The organism is Allobosea sp. 10L422 (assembly GCF_056395345.1).
Genome location: NZ_JBFTJI010000003.1, coordinates 85,547 through 102,422, shown reverse-complemented (window position 1 = coordinate 102,422; position 16,876 = coordinate 85,547). Strand labels below are relative to the sequence as shown.

The following is a 16,876-nucleotide window of genomic DNA, read 5'->3' as shown; positions in this document are numbered from 1 at the left end:
ATCGACGCGCATGTTGACCATCCTGTTCGACGGCGTCGCCTATGGGATGGTGCTGTTCGTSCTCGGYTGCGGGCTCTCCGTGACGATGGGGTTGATGAAYTTCGTCAACCTCGCCCACGGCGCCTTCGCCATGCTCGGCGGCTATGTCGCCGTGCAGTCGATGCAGAGGTTGGGCGTGCCTTTCCTGGCGAGCCTGCCGCTCGCCTTCCTCGCGGCGGCATTGGTCGGGATCGTGCTGGAGCGGCTGATTTACCGGCCAATGTATGCCAAGAGCCATCTCGACCAGGTGATGTTCTCGATCGGGCTGGTCTTCATGGCAGTGGCCGGCACGGACTGGCTGATGGGCTCGACCCAGCAGTTCATCCACCTGCCGGCCTGGCTGCAGGGGCGCTTCGAGATCGCCGGCATCGGCATCGGTCGCTACCGGCTCTTCGTCATCGTCATCTGCGGGCTGCTGGCCTTCTCGCTGCAATGGGGCTTCACCCGCACCCGCTTCGGCAGCCGGCTCCGGGCGGCGGTGGACGATGCGCGGGTTGCGCGCGGGCTCGGCATCCCGGTCAATCGGCTTTTCGCACTGACCTTCGCACTCGGCTGTGGCCTGGCTGGGCTGGGCGGGGCGCTCGGGATCGAACTCATGGGCCTCGATCCGACCTTTCCATTGAAGTTCATGATCTACTTCCTGATCGTCGTGACCGTCGGCGGCACCTCCAGCATCACCGGCCCGTTCTTCGCCGCGATGCTCCTCGGCGTCGCCGATGTCGTCGGCAAATATCTCGTGCCAGAGATCGGTGCCTTCATCATCTACGCGCTGATGGTCGTGCTGCTGATCACCCGCCCGCACGGGCTGTTCGCGAGGGCGCGGGCATGAGGGCGGAAACCTTCGACAGCCGTGTGAGGCAAACGCTCTATGCAGGTCGGCGCTGGCATCCGGCCGAGATCGCCTTTTGGCTCATCGCCTTTGCCGCCTTCCTGCTGTTTCCGCGCAACCTCCTCCTGCTCAACGAGATCGCGATCCTCGCCCTGTTCGCGCTCTCGCTCGACCTGATTCTCGGCTATGCCGGCATCGTCTCGCTGGGGCATGCCGCCTTCCTCGGCATGGGCGCTTATGCGGCGGGGCTCTTCGCCAAGCATGTCGGGGGGGATCCGTTCGCCGGCCTCCTCGTCGGCATGGGTGCGGCGGGGCTGCTCGGCCTCGTCACCAGCCCGCTCGTGCTGCGCGGCACCGATCTGACGCGGCTGATGATCACGCTCGGCGTCGCGCTGATCCTCTACGAGCTGGCGAATTCCTTCGGCTCGCTGACTGGGGGGGCCGATGGTTTGCAGGGCATCATGATCGCGCCGGTGCTCGGCTTGTTCGACTTCGATCTCTTCGGCCGCACCGCCTATCTCTATTCGCTCAGCGTGCTCTTCGTCTTGTTCCTGATCGCGCGGCGGGTGGTACATTCGCCCTTCGGCCTGAGCCTGCGCGCGATCCGCGACAACCCGCTGCGGGCCTCGGCCTCGGGCGTGCCTAACGGCCGGCGCCTCGCCGCCGCCTACACGCTCGCCGCAGGCTATGCCGGGGCGGCGGGCGCATTGCTGGCGCAGACCACGCAGTTCGTCTCGCTCGACGTGCTCGACTTCCACCGTTCGGCCGATCTGATGCTCGTGCTGATCATCGGCGGCGCCGGCTATCTCTATGGCGGGCTCATCGGCGCCATCGCCTTCAAGCTGCTGCAGGACGCGATCGCGACGTTCACGCCGCAATACTGGATGTTCTGGATCGGGCTCTTCCTCGTGCTCTTCGTGCTCGGTGGGCGCGAGATCATCCATGGCGCGATCAAGACTATCGCGGGCCGCTTCGCCCGGTTCGGGCGGGGAGGGGCATGATGAACGTCGCCCTCCGGACCGTCGATCTGAGCAAGAGCTTCGGCGGCATCACCGCTACCGACCATGTCGATTTCACGCTGGCGAAAGGCGCGCGCCATGCGTTGATCGGCCCGAACGGCGCCGGCAAGACCACCTTCGTCAACCAGTTGACCGGCGTGCTCAAGCCGAGCTCTGGCCGCATCGAATTGATGGGCGAGGACATCACCAGGCTGCCGCGCGAAGCACGGGTGAAGCGCGGGCTCGCGCGCACCTTCCAGATCAACCAGCTCTTCGCGTCGATGACGCCACTGGAAATGATCGCCCTCGTCACCTCCGAACGGCTCGGGCGCGGCAGCCATCCGTTTCGCGCGCTCGACCGTGACACGGAACTCGTCGGCCAGGTCTCGGAAATCCTGACCCGCTTCCGGCTCGACGACATCATGGATCGGACGATCGCGACGCTGCCCTACGGCAAGCAGCGCCAGATCGAGATCGCCGCCGCCTTCGCCGCGCGGCCCTCGGTGCTGCTGCTCGACGAGCCGGCGGCCGGCGTGCCCGAGGCGGAGCGGCGCGAACTGATGCAGACGGTGGCCGATCTGCCAGACGACGTTTCCGTGCTGCTGATCGAGCACGACATGGACCTCGTTTTCCGCTTCGCGACGCGCATCACCGTGCTGGTCAATGGCCGTGTGCTGGCGGAGGGAACGCCGGAGGAGATGGCACGCGATCCGGCCGTCCGTGCGGCCTATCTCGGCGAGGACGCCCATGTCTGAGCTCTTGAAGATCGAGAAGCTCAGCGCCGGCTATGGCGAGGCGCAGGTGCTGTTCGATATCGACCTTGCGCTGGCCGAAGGGCATTCGCTTGCTTTGCTCGGCCGCAACGGCGTCGGCAAGACGACGCTGGTCAACAGCATCATCGGCGTCACCCGCCGCCGCGGCGGGCGGATCGTGCTTGCAGGGCGCGACCTGACCGCTGCCTCGCCCGAGCAGCGGGCCCATGCCGGCATCGGCTGGGTGCCGCAGGAACGCAACATCTTCAAATCGCTGACCGTGCTGGAGAACCTGACCGCGGTGGCGAGGCCAGGGCCATGGGACACCGCCCGCGTCTTCCGCATGTTCCCGCGGCTGGCCGAACGTAAGGCCAATCTCGGCAACCAGCTCTCCGGCGGCGAGCAGCAGATGCTGGCGATCGGCCGGGCGCTGATGCTCAACCCGAAGCTCCTGCTGCTCGACGAGCCGACCGAGGGGCTGGCGCCGATCATCGTCGAGGAGTTGCTGAGGGCGTTGAAAGCGTTGTTCCGCGAGGAAGGACTTTCCGCCATTGTGATCGAGCAGCATGCGCGCAAGATCCTCGAGCTGACGGACGACGCCATCGTGTTGGAGCGCGGCCGCATCGTCCTCGCCGAGCGCAGCGCCACGCTCATCGCCGAGCCCGAACAGCTCGAACATCACCTCGGCCTCGCCGCCGCCTGACCATCAAGAACCGGGAGGAAGAACCATGACACAGAGGACAAAGCCGCCGTTCCGGGGAGACATGGTCGGCAGCCTGCTGCGGAGCGCGCCGGTCAAGGACGCCCGCGCCAAGGTCGCAGCCGGAGAGATGGATAAGGCCGAACTGACTGCGATTGAGGACGAGGAGATCAGAAAACTCGTCAGGAAGCAGGAGGAGATCGGCCTGCAGGCGGTGACCGATGGCGAATATCGCCGCGCCTTCTGGCATTTCGACTTCCTCGACGGCCTGACCGGCGTCACGACCTACGAGACCGACGCAGGCATCCAGTTCAAGGGCGTCGCCACCAAGGGGCACGGCATCCGCGTCACCGGCAAGCTCGACTTCCCGGCGGATCACCCGCATCTGGCTCATTTCAGGTTCCTGGCCTCGGTCACCAGCCGCGTGCCGAAGATGACCATTCCGAGCCCGTCAATGCTGCACTATCGCGGCGGGCGGAAGGCGGTCGATCCGTCCGTCTATCTCAGGATGGAGGACTATTACGAAGACCTCGCCAAGGCCTACGCCAAGGCGGTCAAGGCCTTCTACGACGCCGGCTGCCGCTATCTCCAGCTCGACGACACCAGCCTGTCCTATTTCTGCGATCCGGAGCAGCGCAAGATGCTGGCCGATCGCGGCGATGATCCCGACAAGCTGATCTTCATCTATCGCGACGTGCTCAACGCCGCGCTGAAGGCCAAGCCCGCCGATATGCAGATCACCACCCATACCTGCCGCGGTAACTTCAAATCGACCTTCATCGCGTCGGGCGGCTACGAGCCGGTGGCCGACATGGTGTTCAACCAGATCGATGTCGACGGCTATTTCATGGAATGGGACGACGACCGCTCGGGCGGCTTCGAGCCGCTGCGCTTCCTGCCCAAGGGCGACAAGCAGGTCGTGCTCGGCCTCGTCACCTCGAAGTTCGGCGAGATCGAGAGCAAGGACAATCTCAAGCGCCGGATCGAGGCAGCCGCCAAGTTCGCTCCGCTCGAACAGCTCTGCCTCTCGCCGCAATGCGGCTTCGCCTCGACCGAGGAAGGCAATGTGCTGGCCGAGGACGAACAATGGGCGAAGCTCTCGCGCATCCTCGAAGTTGCCAAGGAAGTCTGGGGATGAGCAGCGAACCCTGTTTCGACATCGCCCATCTCGGCCATGTCGAACTCTTCACCAACAAGCCAGAGGCGAGCCTCGATTTCTTCGTCAACATTTTCGGGCTGACGGAGAGCGGGCGTGAGGGCGACTCGGTTTATCTGCGCGCCTGGGACGATTACGAGTTCCACACGCTGAAGCTCACGGCGTCGAACACGACCGGCGTCGGCCATATCGGCTACCGCGCCTCGAGCGAGGCGGCGCTGCGGCGCCGCGTTGCAGCGATCGAGGCGATGGGCGCCGGCATCGGCTGGAGCGAGGGCGATCTCGGCCATGGCCGGGCCTATCGCTTCCGAGATCCCGACGGCCACATTTTCGAGATCTATTTCGACACCAACAAATATGTCGCGCCCGAAAACGAGCGGCCGGCGCTGAAGAACCAGGCGCAGCGCAACCATGGTCGCGGCTGCGCCGTGCGCCGGCTCGACCACCTGAACCTGCTGGCGCAGGATGTCGCGGTGATCCGCGACTTCATACCGAAGGCGCTGGGCAGCCGTGTCACCGAGCAGATCGTGCTGGATTCCGGCGAGGTCGGCGGCTGCTGGTTCACTGTCAACAACAAGAGCTACGACATCGCCTATACGCGCGACCACACCAAGGCGCAGGGGCGCTTCCATCACGTCACCTATGCGGTGGACCAGCGCGAGCACATCCTGGAAGCGGCCGATCTCTTTCTGGAGAACGGCGTCTTCATCGAGACCGGGCCGCACAAGCACGCGGTGCAGCAGACATTCTTCCTCTATGTCTACGAGCCGGCCGGCAACCGCGTCGAGATCGCCAATGCCGGCGCGCGCCTGATCCTCGACCCGGACTGGCAGACCGTGACCTGGACCGAGACCGAGCGGAAAAAGGGGCAAGCCTGGGGGCTCAAGACGATCGAGAGCTTCCATACGCACGGCACGCCGCCGGCGGCGTAGCCCGGCGGTCTCCGTTCAGGCCATCACCAGCCCGCCGTCGACATGCAGCGTCTGGCCGGTGACGAAGCCGCTCCAGTCGCTGGCGAGGAAGAGCACGGGGCCGGCGATGTCGGCCGGCGTCGCGATCCGGCGCAAAGGCGTCTGGGCGATCAGCATCTCGCGCACCTCCTCCGGTGTCGTCTCGCTCGCCTGCGTCGGATAGACCAGCCCCGGAGCGACGCAGTTCACCCGGATGCCGAGCGGGCCGAGCTCTGCCGCGAGGTTGCGGCTGAAGCCGATGAGCGCCGCCTTGGCCGTGGTGTAGTCGTGATAGGGAATGCTCGGCCGCGTCACCAGATCGCTCGCGACATTGACGATGCTGGCACCGCTGCGGCGCTGGAGCAGCGGCAGCATCGCCCGGCTGACCGTGTAGGCCGCCTTCACTGCGCCTTCGAACTGCTGGCCATAGGCCTCCCAGGGCATCTCCCAGAAGCGAGCGCGATTGTCCGGGTCGAAGCGATAGGGCGCGAAGGCGTTGTTGACGACGACGTCGAGCCGCCCGACCTCCTCCGCAATGCGCGCGGCCATGGCGGAGACCGCTTCCGGGGCGGTGACGTCGGCTGCGATGGCGAGCGCCTCGCCGCCAAGTGCGCGGCATTCGGCTGCGACGGCTTCGGCCGCCGCCTCGTTCGTCCGGTAGTTGACGACGACGATCCCGCCTTCGGCAGCGAAAGCCCGGGCGATTGCCGCGCCGATGCCGCGGCTCGCGCCGGTGACGAGGATGGCCCGGTCACGGAACTTCACGGCGCGCCGTCCTTCTGCGGGAGGAGATCGCTCTTTACGATTTGGTTCATGTCGAGCGGGCGGGCGATCAGGCCGAGGCTGCGGAAGGTATCGGCGCCCTTCTGCAGGGCATCGAGATCGAAGCGGCCGAGACCGTCGCGCTCCGTCATCGGCGAGACGCTGGACAGATTGCGCAGCTTGATGATCTCCAGATTGACCGCTTCGTCGCGGCCGTTGATGGCGCGGGTCACAGCGAGGCGTGCGGCCTCTTCGGGCTGCGCGATCATCCAGGCGGCGGAGTCGCGATAGGCGGCGAGGAAGCGCTTCAGCAGCGGCTTGTTCTGCTCGTAGAAGGCTTCCTTCACGACGAAGATGTCGCTGGGAAGGTTGAGCTGGTCGCGGACTTCGATGACATCCGCCTCGCCCAGCCCCTTGGCGCGGGCAACGAGCAGGCCGGTATCGGTCGCGGCGGTGGCATCGACCTGCCCCTGCATCAGCGGCGCGAAATTGAGCAGGCCGGTCGGCTGGATGGTGACGTCCTTCTCGCCGAGACCGACCTGGTGCAGCAGCACGAGCAGGTTCTGATAGGTGCCGCTGGCGAGGCTGTAAACGCCGATGCGCTTGCCCTTGAGATCGGCGGCGCTGCGGATGCCACTGGCTTTCAGCGCGACGACGTTGAAGACGTTCTGCGGATAGATGTTGTAGATCGCGACGAGCTTCTCGCCCTTGTCGAGCGCGATGTAGAGCGAGGCGGGGTCGGTGAAGGCGATATCGGCCTGCCCCGTCAGCATGTTCTGGATCGCCGCGCCGCCGCCGTTGCCGGGCACATAGTCGAGCGCGATGCCCATGGCCTTGAAGAAGCCCTTGTCCGGCTCGGCCAGCAGGTTGGTGATCTCGCTGATCGGCTGGCTCCAGCCGGCGACGGTAACCTTGTCCAACTGCTGCGCCATGGCGGGGGCGGCGATGAGGCACGACAGGGCGAGAGCAAGGAAGGCGCGGCGGATTGGCATGGATCTAGCCTTTCGAGAAGCGGTGCAGGACGCGGCGCTCGATGAGACGCACGGCCTCGTAGAGCAGCATTCCCAGGGCGGTGATGACGATGAAGAGCGCGAAGATCAGGCTCGAATCCATCACGCTCTGCGCGGCGATGATTGAGGCGCCCAAGCCGGTGCGCCCGCCGATGAACTCGCCGACCACGGCGCCGACCAGCGCAAGCACGACCGCGACGCGCAGGCCCGCCATGATGACGGGAAGGGCGGCGGGCAGCTTGAGGCGCAGCAGGGTCTGGAGGCGGCTCGCGCGGAGCATGCGGAAGAGCTCGCGCTTGGCCGGATCGACCTCGCTCACGCCGGTCAGCGTGTTTTCCATTAGCGGGAAGAAGCAGATCAGCGCGGTGATGACGATCGTCGGCGTCATGCCGAAGCCGAACCAGATGATGAAGAGGGGCCCGAGCGCGAGCTTGGGCACGAGCTGGCTCGCCAGCACATAGGGGCGCAGCAGGCGGCTGAGCGCCGGAACTTCCGCCAGGAGGATGCCGACACCGAGCCCGACGACGGCGCCGATGCCAAGGCCCAGCGCCATCTCCGCGGCCGTGACGGCAAGATGAGGCCAGAGCCGGCCGGTGGCGATCTCGCTCCATAGCGTCGCGAGCACGGCGGAGGGTGGCGGGAGGACGAGTGCCGACAAGCCGCCGAGCCGGCACCAGGTCTCCCAGCCCGCGAGCAGGGCGAGCAGCAGCAGGAGGGAGGGCAGGCGCGCCGTCATGCTGCCGGCCTCCGGCTCGTTGCGGCCGTCGCCTCGCCATCCATGGCGTCGCGCAATTCGCGACAGGCGGCGCTGAAACCGGGGGCGTAGCGCATGTCGCGGTGGCGCGGGCGGGGCAGCTCGATGCGGCGCGCATGGGTGAGGCGGCCAGCGGCCATCACCGCGACCTTGTCGCCGAGATAGACGGCCTCGCCGATGTCATGGGTGACGAAGAGCGCGGTGGTGCCGTTGAGTGCGCAGAGCCGCAGCAGGTCGTCCTGCAATTCCTCGCGCGTCAGTGCGTCGAGCGCGGCGAAGGGTTCGTCGAGCAGCAGCAGATCGGGATAGTCGACCAGCGCACGGGCGACAGCGACGCGGCTCTGCTGGCCGCCCGAGAGTTCGGAGGGCCGGCGCGCGGCGAAATCCACGAGACCGATGCGGGCAAGCAAATCGAGTGCCGCGTCACGGTCGGCTCCCGTCGGCCGGCGCTTCAGCGAGATCGGCAGCAGCACGTTGTCGAGGGCGCTCAGCCAGTCGAGCAGCGTCGGGGCCTGGAAGACGAAACCGGCGCGGGCGCTCGGGCCATGCAGCGCCTCGCCGCCGATGCGGATGGCGCCTTCGCTCGGCATGAGCAGGCCGGCCGCGAGCTTCAGCAGCGTGGTCTTGCCGCAGCCGCTGCGACCCAGCAGGCAATGGATCTCGCCGCGCGGGATCGCCCAGTCGACGCCGTCGACGACCGCGGAACCTGCCGCGCCATAACGATAGCGGACCTGTTTGATTGTGACGAAATCGGACATGGCAGGGTCAGTCGACATAGGGCGCGAACCCCTCTGCCGCCGCTTCCGTCGATTGCTCGATCTCGGTGAAGGTGGCGAGGTCGAGCAGGCTGAAGCGCCCGTCATGATGCCAGCCGGCTTCCGGTGCGGTCATCCGGCCCAGCGGGGCGATGCGGCTGATGCCGACTTCGCCCAATTGCTCCGCGAGCCGGAACAGCCTCTCGGGGGCTGCGGCGGCGCCCGCCGTTTGCAGGAAGCTGCGATAGGGCGCGACGAGGGCGGGGACGTCATCGAGGCTTTCGACCGAGACCAGCTTGAGCGTGCGGTTCAGGCCGGTCGGGTTCAGGGCTTCCGGCGCATCGACATGAACCACGCTCCAGCCATCGGAGGCCTCGCCAAGGAGTTCCGCAGTGCCGCCCAGCGCACGCATCTCCTGTGCGCCGCGCCATGCGACGATGGAAGAGGCTTCGCCTTGCGAAAGCGCGCGGCGGGGGTGGCGGGAGGCGAGGGCGGCGAGTTCCTGCGCGACGTAGCGCGCGAATTCGGCGGGGCTGACGCGTCCACCGCGCTCGACGAAGAGCATTTGCGGCGAATAGCAGCCCTGCTGCTCGTATCGGGCGACGTCATGGGCGGCGAGCCGGGCCAGGGCCGGAGCCTTGCGGCTGTCGAGCACTTCGCGCGCGATCACGCCGAAGCCGATCTTGTGGCCATGGGGCAGGAAGCGGGTCGTGATCGGCAGTTTCGCTCGCAGTGCCGCGAGCGTGTCGTTGCCGCCATAGGCCATGACGGTGTCGGCCGCGCGCAGGAACGCCGGTTCGGCAGCTGCTTCGCCGCCCTTCCACCAGACGATGGCGAGGCATTCGCCGAGTTCCGGGTCGATTTCGGCGAGGAGGCCCGCGAACCAACCGGCCGTCAGCGGCTCGGCCGAGGCGAGCTTGCCGACGCTGCCGGCCTTGACCAGCAATCCGCAGATCAGGCTCCAGAGCGAGAGCGCCGGGACATTGCCGGCCCAGACATGCAGCAGCAGTTCCGGGCCATGGGCGCGCAGGTAACCGCCCTTGGCCGTCGGCTGGAAGCCGTCGAGCATGGCGGGATTGGCGAAATCCTCGGCCAGGAAGCGCAGGAGCTGCGGGCGCCGGAAGGTCTTGAGATAGCTGGTCAGGCCGAGACGGACCGTCTCGCGGTCATAGCCGGTGACGATCGGTAGCAGGTGCTCGGCCTTGCGCCGCAGCGGGTGGCTGCGGTCGAGCAGGCGCGCGACGGCGGCGTCGATCGCCGCGACGATGCGCGCCGTGTCCATCCGCTTCAGCCGGGCGCGGGCATTGCTGCGCACATGCTCGCAGAGCGTCGCGGCCTGAGCCTCGTCGAGTTCCGGCAGCGCGACCGAGACGCTCTCGCCCCAGGCGCTGTGGCCGACCTCGCGCCAGCGCAGTGCCTCGCGGCTCAGGCCCGGCAGATGGCCCGCATGCTCGATCACGTCCGTCAGCCCCGCGCCGCGGCGAGGAATTCGGCCACGGCGACGGAGCAGCCCTTCGAGGCCTCGCCATCGACACGGCCGAGCAGCTTGAACCCGCCCGGAACGATCTCGCCGGCATCCTCGGTCAGGATCGCCGCGACGCAGTTGAAATGGGCGAGGTCGTGATGGACGATCACGCCCCGCTCGCCCTCCGGCAAATCCGCTCCGCTCAGCGGATCGACGACGCGGCTGCGGATCCAGTGCGGGCCGGATTTCACCGACGGGCAGACCGCATTGCCGTCGTCGTAGAGCTGCGAGCTCAGCTCGGTCATGCCGTACATGTTGATGCAGGATGAGCGCGGCACGCCGAAGGCGGCGGCGAGCCCGTCATAGAATTCGTCCGGCGTAAGTTCGCGCGACTGGCCCTTGAAGCCGCCGGTGTCAAGGATGAGGCTGCCTTCCGGCAGAGCAAACCGCAGGCCGCGTGCCGCGAGCTCATCCATCAGTGGCACGAAGGAATAGCTCGCGCCGAGCAGGGCATAGGGCTCGCCGCTGGCCTCGGCCTGTGCGAGCGCCGGCAGTAAACGATCCAGATCGAGACCGGCGGCGCCAATGAAGACCTGGGAATCGGGCGTTCCGCATTCGCGCCGGGCGAGCCCGAGATAATGCGCGAGCGAGGAATTCGGCAGCGCCGTCTCATCTGGGAAGAGGATGCCCATGCGGATGCGCTCGCGGCCAAGCATGAAACGCGCGCGGAAATTCACCAGCATCGAGCGCTTCCAGACGGCGAGCGTCGGGTGGTAGCTGCGGCCGCGCACGCCCTGTGTTGTGCCGCTCGTCATGAAGACATGGCTTGACGCCTCCGGCGGGCTGCAGCTCAGCGTCAGGTCCTTGAAGGCGGTGATCGGCACGGCCGGGATGTCGCGCCAGCGCTTCACCGAAAGCGGCGTGCGGCCGCGCTGCAAGCAGAAGCGCTTGTAGGGCTCGTTGTTGCGGAACTGATAGGCGAAGACCTTCAGCGCCATCGCCTCGAACTCGGCTTCCGACGCGTCGGGAAGCGCGATGAACGCCAGCAGCGCCTCGATGATCTCGGCTTGCGTCACTGCGGCCCACTCCGTTCGGACGCTCGCGGCCAAGCCGGGAGCGTCGATCGCAAAAGGATCACGGGCGCAAGCTGGAATCAGGGCCTTGGATGGCCGCATGTCCCGCATCCCTACGCCGGTATGATCCGGATCAGGTTCGGAGGGTCACCGCGTTGCCGGTCTCAAGAGCCAGCCGGCGGAATCTCAGCCTCCTAGCGAGGCCCCCCTGGGAACAGGGTTTAGGTGGGGCTTCGGGCCATGGCTTGTCAAGCGTTGCCGGCGCAAGGCCAGGTTGGAGCCGACTCGAAATCCTGACATGGCGCGCATGCCGAAGAAGAGGCTCGACGCCGGCCTTCAAAACCGTTTCTGTGCCGGCCATGAACCTTTCCGCGCCGCCGCCCCGCATCGCCTCCTTCACCTGCGAGAAGAAGCCGGCCACCGGCTCGCGCGGGATGGTCGTCACCAATCATCCGCTCGCCTCGGCGGCGGGCGCGCAGATGCTGCTCGCCGGCGGCAATGCGATCGATGCGGCGGTGGCGTCGCTGTTCGCGCTGACGGTGGCCGAGCCGATGATGGTCGGCATTCTCGGCGGTGGCCTGAGTCATATCCGCCTCGCGGACGGCCGCCATGTCGTGATCGACAATCTCTCGACCGCGCCGGGCCACGCGACTCCGGACATGTATGACTGCCTGTCCGACGAGATCGGCAGGCAGCGCGAGACACGCGACCGCGAGAACGTGGTCGGCGCCAAGGCCGTTGCAGTGCCGGGCGCGCTCAAGGGCTGGTGTGAGGCGCTGGCGCGCTTCGGCACGCTGCCGCTGGCCGAGGTGCTGCAGCCGGCGATCGGTCTGGCGGAGCGCGGCTTCGTGGTCACGCCCTATCTTTCGAATTGCATCACCGACAACGCCGCCGATCTCGCCCGCGATCCGGGCCTCACCGCGCTCCTGCTGCCGGGCGGCCAGCCACTCCAGCCCGGCATGCGGCTGGTTCAGCCGGACTATGCCGCCAGCCTGAAGCTGATTGCGGTGGAGGGGCCGGATGCGCTCTATGGTGGGCGGCTCGGGCGGGCGCTGACCGACTACATGGCGGCCCATGGCGGGCTGATCGATCAGGCCGATCTCGCGAATTACCGCATCGAGTTGCGCGAGCCGATCCGCGGCTCCTATCGCGGCTATGAGATCATCGGCCCGCCGCCGCCCTCGTCCTCGGGCGTGCATATCGCGCAGATGCTCAACATCCTCGAAGGTTACGATATCGGTGCGCTCGGCTTCGGCTCGGCGGATGCGGTGCATCTGTTGGCCGAGGCGCTGAAGATCGCCTTCGCCGACCGGGCGGTGGCGACGGCTGATCCCGCCTTCGTCAAGGTGCCGGTCAACAGGCTGATCGACAAGGGCTATGCGGCCGAGCGGCGCGCCCTGATCGAGATCGGCCGGGCGAAGAGCTGGACGGCCGGGCTTTCGGGCGGTGAATCCGCCGACACCACCCATGTCACCGTCGCGGATGCGCAAGGCAATGTCGTCAGCGCGACGCAGACGATCAACGGGCTGTTCGGCGCCTGCGTGCAGATTCCGGGCACCGGGATGATCGCCAACAACTACATGTTCAACTTCGATCCGCATCCCGGCCGCGCGCTCTCGATCGCGCCGGGCAAGCGGGTCTTCACCTCGATGGCGCCGATGATGGCGCTGAAGGAGGGCAAGCTTGCCTTCGCGCTGGGATTGCCGGGTGCATTGCGCATCTTCCCGTCGGCGCTGCAGGCGATCGTGAACCTGATCGACCACCGCATGACGCTGCAGGAAGCGGTCGAGGCGCCGCGCGTCTGGACAGAAGGCGGCGTGCTCGAGCTCGAGGAAGCCATCCCCGAAGCGGTCGCGCAGGAGCTCGCGGCCCGCGGCCACAGGATCCTGCGTTCGCCGCGCGTCGCCGGCGGGATGAATGCCATCGCCTTCAACCCGGATGGCACGCTGACGGGCGCCGCCTGCTGGCGCGCCGATGGCACGCCGGTCGCCATCTCCGGCGGGCTTGCCCGTGCCGGCGCACGCTTCACCATCTGACCTATTTCCGGACCTTTCCATGCCCGAGACGATCGTTCTCCTCGATATGACCAGCCCCGAGCGGGCCGACCGGCTGCGTGCGCTGCTGCCGGATGGCTTCGTGCTGACGCATGGGACCGCGCGCGGCGACGAGCACATGAAGGAGATCATCGCCGAGGCCGATTACGCGATCTCCGGGCAGGTCGGCGTCTCCGCCGACGTGCTGCGGGCGGCGAAGAAGCTGAAGCTGCTGCACAAATGGGGCGTCGGCTACGACAACATCGACATCGCCGCAGCCAAGGAACTTGGCATCCAGGTCGCGCGCACGACAGGCTCCAATGCGGTCGCCGTTTCGGAATTCGCGATCGGGTTGATGCTGTCGACCCTGCGCCTCATCGCCTACGGGAATGCTGAGCTTAAGAAGGGCCATTGGCGCACGGGTCAATTGCCTTCGGATACCTATACGCTCTCGGGCAAGACGGTCGGCATCGTCGGCTTCGGGGCGATCGGCAAGAATGTCGCGAAGCTGCTGAAGGGCTTCGGCTGCACCATCCTCTACAGCAAGCGCACGCCGCTCGACGCTGCCGAAGAAGCAGCGCTGGGCGTGAAGCATGCTTCGATGGCCGAAATCCTGGCGCAGGCGGACGTCGTCTCGCTGCATTGCCCGCTGACGCCCGAAACCAAGGATCTGATCGATCTGGCGGCCTTGAAGGCGATGAAGAAGACGGCGGTGCTGATCAATGTCGCGCGCGGCGGCGTCGTCAACGAGGCCGATCTCGTCACGGCGCTCAGGGCGAAGGAGATCGCCGGCGCGGCGATGGATGTCTACGAGATCGAGCCGCTCGCGGCCGAGAGCGAATTGCTCACCCTCGACAATCTCGTGACCACGCCGCATCTCGCCGCCATGGCGTCCGACAATTTCGCCCCGGTGGTGATGCGGATGTTCACCAACATGCAGCATGTGTCGCGTGGCGAGCTGGTGCCGCCGCTCGATCTCGTGGTGTGAGTCGGCGCTGTCTGCCGGCTTGGGTATCCGTCATTCTCGGGCCAAGCGAAGCGCAGACTCGAGAATCTCGTGACGAGAAGGCGCTGGTTTCCGAGATGCTTGGGTCAAGCCCGAGCATGACGGCCAGGTTTGGGTGCGGTGAAGCTCAATGCAGCCCGCCGACGCCGACATAGCGTTCGAGCACGGCGGCATCGCTCCGCAGCGCGTCGGGTTTGCCCGACCAGACGATGCGTCCGCGTTCGAGGATGATGACGTCCTCGGCGAAAGCGAGCGCGCTTTCCAGACGCTGCTCGACGAAGAGGATTGTCATTGCGCCGCTCGCGGCGAGCCGCGTGAAGGCTTCCATCAGCATGTCGCAGATGACTGGGGCCAGGCCCTCCAGCGGTTCGTCGAGCAGGAGTACCGAGGGCTCGCCGAGTATGGTGCGGGCTGTCGCCAGCATCTGCTGCTCGCCGCCCGAAAGCTGCGAGCCCAGGTTGCGGCGGCGTTCCTGCAGGCGGGGAAAGAGCGCATAGGCCTCCTCGATCGCGCTGCGCGGGCGGCCCTTCAGCCCGGCGAAGAGGTTTTCCTCCACGGTCAGGCCCTTGAATACCTCGCGTGTCTGGGGCACGAGGCCGATGCCGCTATGGGCGCGGGCGGCGGTGGCGAGCGCGGTGATGTCGATGCCGTCAACGCTGATGCTGCCGGAATAGCGTCGCGTCAGCCCCATCAAGCTCGCCATCAGCGTGGTCTTGCCCATGCCGTTGCGGCCGAGGATGGAGAGGCGTCCGCCCGCCGGCACGGAGAACGAGACATCCTCCAGCACATGGGTCTGGCCGTAGCCGGCGCTCAGGCCGCGGACGTCAAGCGTGGCTGCCGGCATGCGCGTAGTTCCCGAGATAGGCTTCACGGACCTTGGGGTCCCTGGCGACATCGGCCGGCAGGCCCTGGAAGATGAGTTCGCCTGCAGCGAGCACGACCACGCGCTTGGCGAAGCGGAAGACGAGGTCCATGTCGTGTTCGATCATCAGAACCGCGAGGGAGGCGGGCAGGCGGGCCAGCGCCTCCTCGATGCGCGGCGTGTCGGCGGAGGGCACGCCGGCCGCGGGTTCGTCGAGCAGCAGCACCTTCGGGCGCTGCGCCAGCGCGATCGCGATTTCCAGCAGGCGTTGCTGGCCATAGGCGATGGTGGCGACCTTGCGGCGCGCGACCTCGGCAAGCCCGAGCATGGCGAGGATCTCGTCGGCTTCGTCGCGTGCTTCGGAAGCTCCGTGGAAACGGGCGAAGATGCGCGTCGCGCGACCCTGCCGCTGCAGGATGGTCATGACGACATGCTCTTCCGGCGTCATGTCCGGGAAGAGGCGGGTGACCTGGAAGGTGCGGACGAGACCGCGTCGCACGCGTTTCACGGCGCCCAGGCCCGTGATGTCCTCGCCGGCGAGGCGGACGCTGCCTGCGCTCGGCGGGATGCGGCCGGTGACGAGGTTGACGAAGGTGGTCTTGCCGGCGCCGTTCGGGCCGATCAGGGCGAGGCGCTCGCCCTCGGTCATCGCCAGCGAGATGTCGCGGCTGACCTTGAGCCCGCCGAACTCCTTCGTGAGATGCGAGACCTCGAACACGGCGCTCATCGGCCGGCCCCCCAGCGGTTGCGCGTCAGCAGGCGTGCGATTTCGTCCAGCGTGCCGGAAAGCCCGCGCGGGGCGAAGAGCACGATGGCGATCAGCACGGCGCCGACCAGCGTCATCCAGTGGAAGGGGTTGATCGCGGCGACGATATGCTCGAGCGCCATGAAGATCACGGTGCCGATCAGCGCCCCGTAGAGGTTGCCGATACCGCCCAGCACCAGCATGACGAGCGCGTTGGCCGAGATCTCGAAACTCACGCTGTCGAGCCCGACGACCTGCGTCGCGATGGCCGCGAGCGCGCCGCCCATGCCGGCGACCGCGCCGGAGATCACGAACATCTTGAGCAGCACCGGGAAGGCGTAGATGCCGAGCGCGCTGATGCGCAGCGGGTCTTCCTTGAGGCCACGGCAGACCATGCCGAAGGGCGAGCGCGTGATGAGGCGTAGCGCCGCGAAGACGACAATGAGCAGAGCGAGGCCGAAGAGATAGGCGCTGCGGCCCCAGAGGTCGAATTCGAAGATGCCGAAGAGCGGGGCGGGGACCATGCCGGAGAGGCCGTCGCTACCGCCTGTCAGCGAGGAGGCCTTGTTGGCGGCCTCGTGCAGGAGCTGGACGATGGCGATTGAGAGGACGAGCTGCGGCAGGCCATGGGCGCGCAGCATCACTGTGCCCATGAGCAGCCCCATGACGGCGCCTGCTGCGGCGCCGATCAGGATGAGCAGGAAGGGCTCGGTCACGCCATGCACGCAGGCGATACCGGCGGCATAGGCGCCGGCACCGTAGAGCGCACCCTGGCCGAGCGAGGCGATGCCGCAATAGCCGACGATCAGGTCGAGCGAGAGCACGAGCAGCGCAACCGAGATGACGCGGGTCAGGAAGGCGAGGTTGTCAGGGAAGAGCACATAACCGGCGAGGCCGACCAGCGCGATGACGGCGAGGCCAAGGAGATCGCGGCCGAGCGTGCGGAGACGATGCGTGCCGGGATGCCGGAGCGTGGCGTCAGTCATC

At 67.1% G+C, this 16,876-nt stretch carries 17 protein-coding genes and 1 riboswitch; of the genes, 8 read left to right on the top strand and 9 right to left on the bottom strand.

The window, feature by feature from the left end:
- Positions 1–10: 10 nt before the first annotated feature.
- Genes AC1DEZ_RS08730 through AC1DEZ_RS08705 form a run of 6 tightly spaced genes read left to right on the top strand, consistent with a single transcriptional unit; the run spans position 11 to position 5,406 of the window.
- A complete protein-coding gene (locus AC1DEZ_RS08730) occupies positions 11–868 on the top strand; it encodes a branched-chain amino acid ABC transporter permease (RefSeq protein ID WP_476779447.1) in 858 nt (285 codons plus the stop codon).
- Positions 865–1,869 (top strand): branched-chain amino acid ABC transporter permease, encoded by a 1,005-nt coding sequence (locus tag AC1DEZ_RS08725; RefSeq protein WP_476779446.1) that lies wholly within the window; start codon positions 865–867, stop codon positions 1,867–1,869. The genes AC1DEZ_RS08730 and AC1DEZ_RS08725 overlap by 4 nt, the downstream gene beginning before the upstream one ends.
- A complete protein-coding gene (locus tag AC1DEZ_RS08720) occupies positions 1,869–2,621 on the top strand; it encodes an ABC transporter ATP-binding protein (RefSeq protein WP_476779445.1) in 753 nt (250 codons plus the stop codon). Before AC1DEZ_RS08725 ends, AC1DEZ_RS08720 begins: the two co-directional genes overlap by 1 nt.
- Positions 2,614–3,321: an ABC transporter ATP-binding protein gene (locus AC1DEZ_RS08715; protein WP_476779444.1), complete on the top strand. Its 708-nt coding sequence runs from the start codon at positions 2,614–2,616 to the stop codon at positions 3,319–3,321. Before AC1DEZ_RS08720 ends, AC1DEZ_RS08715 begins: the two co-directional genes overlap by 8 nt.
- Before the next feature lie 25 nt (positions 3,322–3,346).
- The gene (locus tag AC1DEZ_RS08710) at positions 3,347–4,456 is read left to right on the top strand and encodes a 5-methyltetrahydropteroyltriglutamate--homocysteine S-methyltransferase (protein ID WP_476779443.1); all 1,110 of its coding nucleotides are present in this window, start codon (positions 3,347–3,349) and stop codon (positions 4,454–4,456) included.
- Positions 4,453–5,406 carry a catechol 2,3-dioxygenase gene (locus AC1DEZ_RS08705; protein WP_476779442.1) on the top strand — a complete coding sequence of 318 codons (954 nt, stop codon included), beginning with the start codon at positions 4,453–4,455 and terminating at the stop codon, positions 5,404–5,406. Before AC1DEZ_RS08710 ends, AC1DEZ_RS08705 begins: the two co-directional genes overlap by 4 nt.
- A 15-nt stretch (positions 5,407–5,421) precedes the next feature.
- Here the strand turns inward: AC1DEZ_RS08705 and AC1DEZ_RS08700 are convergent, their stop codons facing one another.
- The 6 genes from AC1DEZ_RS08700 to AC1DEZ_RS08675 are packed head-to-tail and all read right to left on the bottom strand — an operon-like array spanning position 5,422 to position 11,246.
- Positions 5,422–6,189: an SDR family oxidoreductase gene (locus AC1DEZ_RS08700; protein ID WP_441511794.1), complete on the bottom strand. Its 768-nt coding sequence runs from the start codon at positions 6,187–6,189 to the stop codon at positions 5,422–5,424.
- A complete protein-coding gene (locus AC1DEZ_RS08695; protein WP_476779441.1) occupies positions 6,186–7,178 on the bottom strand; it encodes an ABC transporter substrate-binding protein in 993 nt (330 codons plus the stop codon). Before AC1DEZ_RS08695 ends, AC1DEZ_RS08700 begins: the two co-directional genes overlap by 4 nt.
- A 4-nt stretch (positions 7,179–7,182) precedes the next feature.
- Entirely contained in the window at positions 7,183–7,932 is a 750-nt protein-coding gene (locus AC1DEZ_RS08690; RefSeq protein WP_476779440.1) for an ABC transporter permease, read from the bottom strand.
- Positions 7,929–8,708, bottom strand: a complete 780-nt coding sequence (locus tag AC1DEZ_RS08685; protein WP_476779439.1) for an ABC transporter ATP-binding protein — start codon at positions 8,706–8,708, stop codon at positions 7,929–7,931. Before AC1DEZ_RS08685 ends, AC1DEZ_RS08690 begins: the two co-directional genes overlap by 4 nt.
- Before the next feature lie 7 nt (positions 8,709–8,715).
- Positions 8,716–10,164: an acyl-CoA reductase gene (locus AC1DEZ_RS08680; RefSeq protein WP_476779438.1), complete on the bottom strand. Its 1,449-nt coding sequence runs from the start codon at positions 10,162–10,164 to the stop codon at positions 8,716–8,718.
- A gap of 5 nt (positions 10,165–10,169) precedes the next feature.
- Positions 10,170–11,246, bottom strand: a complete 1,077-nt coding sequence (locus AC1DEZ_RS08675) for a LuxE/PaaK family acyltransferase (RefSeq protein WP_476779437.1) — start codon at positions 11,244–11,246, stop codon at positions 10,170–10,172.
- 89 nt (positions 11,247–11,335) lie between these two features.
- Positions 11,336–11,463, bottom strand: a riboswitch (TPP riboswitch).
- A gap of 139 nt (positions 11,464–11,602) precedes the next feature.
- Between AC1DEZ_RS08675 and ggt the strand changes: the two genes are divergently transcribed.
- Together ggt and AC1DEZ_RS08665 are read left to right on the top strand one after the other, a co-directional pair.
- Entirely contained in the window at positions 11,603–13,279 is a 1,677-nt protein-coding gene (gene ggt / locus AC1DEZ_RS08670) for a gamma-glutamyltransferase (RefSeq protein ID WP_476779436.1), read from the top strand.
- Positions 13,280–13,298: 19 nt separating this feature from the next.
- A complete protein-coding gene (locus AC1DEZ_RS08665; protein WP_476779435.1) occupies positions 13,299–14,264 on the top strand; it encodes a phosphoglycerate dehydrogenase in 966 nt (321 codons plus the stop codon).
- A 145-nt stretch (positions 14,265–14,409) separates the two neighbouring features.
- Here AC1DEZ_RS08665 and AC1DEZ_RS08660 read toward each other — a convergent pair whose 3' ends face one another.
- Genes AC1DEZ_RS08660 through AC1DEZ_RS08650 form a run of 3 tightly spaced genes read right to left on the bottom strand, consistent with a single transcriptional unit; the run spans position 14,410 to position 16,875 of the window.
- Positions 14,410–15,126, bottom strand: a complete 717-nt coding sequence (locus AC1DEZ_RS08660) for an ABC transporter ATP-binding protein (protein WP_476779434.1) — start codon at positions 15,124–15,126, stop codon at positions 14,410–14,412.
- Positions 15,107–15,871: an ABC transporter ATP-binding protein gene (locus AC1DEZ_RS08655; protein WP_476779433.1), complete on the bottom strand. Its 765-nt coding sequence runs from the start codon at positions 15,869–15,871 to the stop codon at positions 15,107–15,109. Before AC1DEZ_RS08655 ends, AC1DEZ_RS08660 begins: the two co-directional genes overlap by 20 nt.
- Positions 15,868–16,875 (bottom strand): branched-chain amino acid ABC transporter permease, encoded by a 1,008-nt coding sequence (locus AC1DEZ_RS08650; RefSeq protein WP_476779432.1) that lies wholly within the window; start codon positions 16,873–16,875, stop codon positions 15,868–15,870. Before AC1DEZ_RS08650 ends, AC1DEZ_RS08655 begins: the two co-directional genes overlap by 4 nt.
- Position 16,876 lies beyond the last annotated feature (1 nt).

Bases quoted from the DNA above. Each gene is read 5' to 3' on its own strand.
- AC1DEZ_RS08725 (WP_476779446.1), top strand. From the start codon at position 865: ATGAGGGCGGAAACCTTCGACAGCCGTGTGAGGCAAACGCTCTATGCA.
- AC1DEZ_RS08720 (WP_476779445.1), top strand. From the start codon at position 1,869: ATGAACGTCGCCCTCCGGACCGTCGATCTGAGCAAGAGCTTCGGCGGC.
- AC1DEZ_RS08715 (WP_476779444.1), top strand. From the start codon at position 2,614: ATGTCTGAGCTCTTGAAGATCGAGAAGCTCAGCGCCGGCTATGGCGAG.
- AC1DEZ_RS08710 (WP_476779443.1), top strand. From the start codon at position 3,347: ATGACACAGAGGACAAAGCCGCCGTTCCGGGGAGACATGGTCGGCAGC.
- AC1DEZ_RS08705 (WP_476779442.1), top strand. From the start codon at position 4,453: ATGAGCAGCGAACCCTGTTTCGACATCGCCCATCTCGGCCATGTCGAA.
- AC1DEZ_RS08695 (WP_476779441.1), bottom strand. From the start codon at position 7,178: ATGCCAATCCGCCGCGCCTTCCTTGCTCTCGCCCTGTCGTGCCTCATC.
- AC1DEZ_RS08690 (WP_476779440.1), bottom strand. From the start codon at position 7,932: ATGACGGCGCGCCTGCCCTCCCTCCTGCTGCTGCTCGCCCTGCTCGCG.
- AC1DEZ_RS08685 (WP_476779439.1), bottom strand. From the start codon at position 8,708: ATGTCCGATTTCGTCACAATCAAACAGGTCCGCTATCGTTATGGCGCG.
- ggt (WP_476779436.1), top strand. From the start codon at position 11,603: ATGAACCTTTCCGCGCCGCCGCCCCGCATCGCCTCCTTCACCTGCGAG.
- AC1DEZ_RS08665 (WP_476779435.1), top strand. From the start codon at position 13,299: ATGCCCGAGACGATCGTTCTCCTCGATATGACCAGCCCCGAGCGGGCC.
- AC1DEZ_RS08660 (WP_476779434.1), bottom strand. From the start codon at position 15,126: ATGCCGGCAGCCACGCTTGACGTCCGCGGCCTGAGCGCCGGCTACGGC.
- AC1DEZ_RS08655 (WP_476779433.1), bottom strand. From the start codon at position 15,871: ATGAGCGCCGTGTTCGAGGTCTCGCATCTCACGAAGGAGTTCGGCGGG.
- AC1DEZ_RS08650 (WP_476779432.1), bottom strand. From the start codon at position 16,875: ATGACTGACGCCACGCTCCGGCATCCCGGCACGCATCGTCTCCGCACG.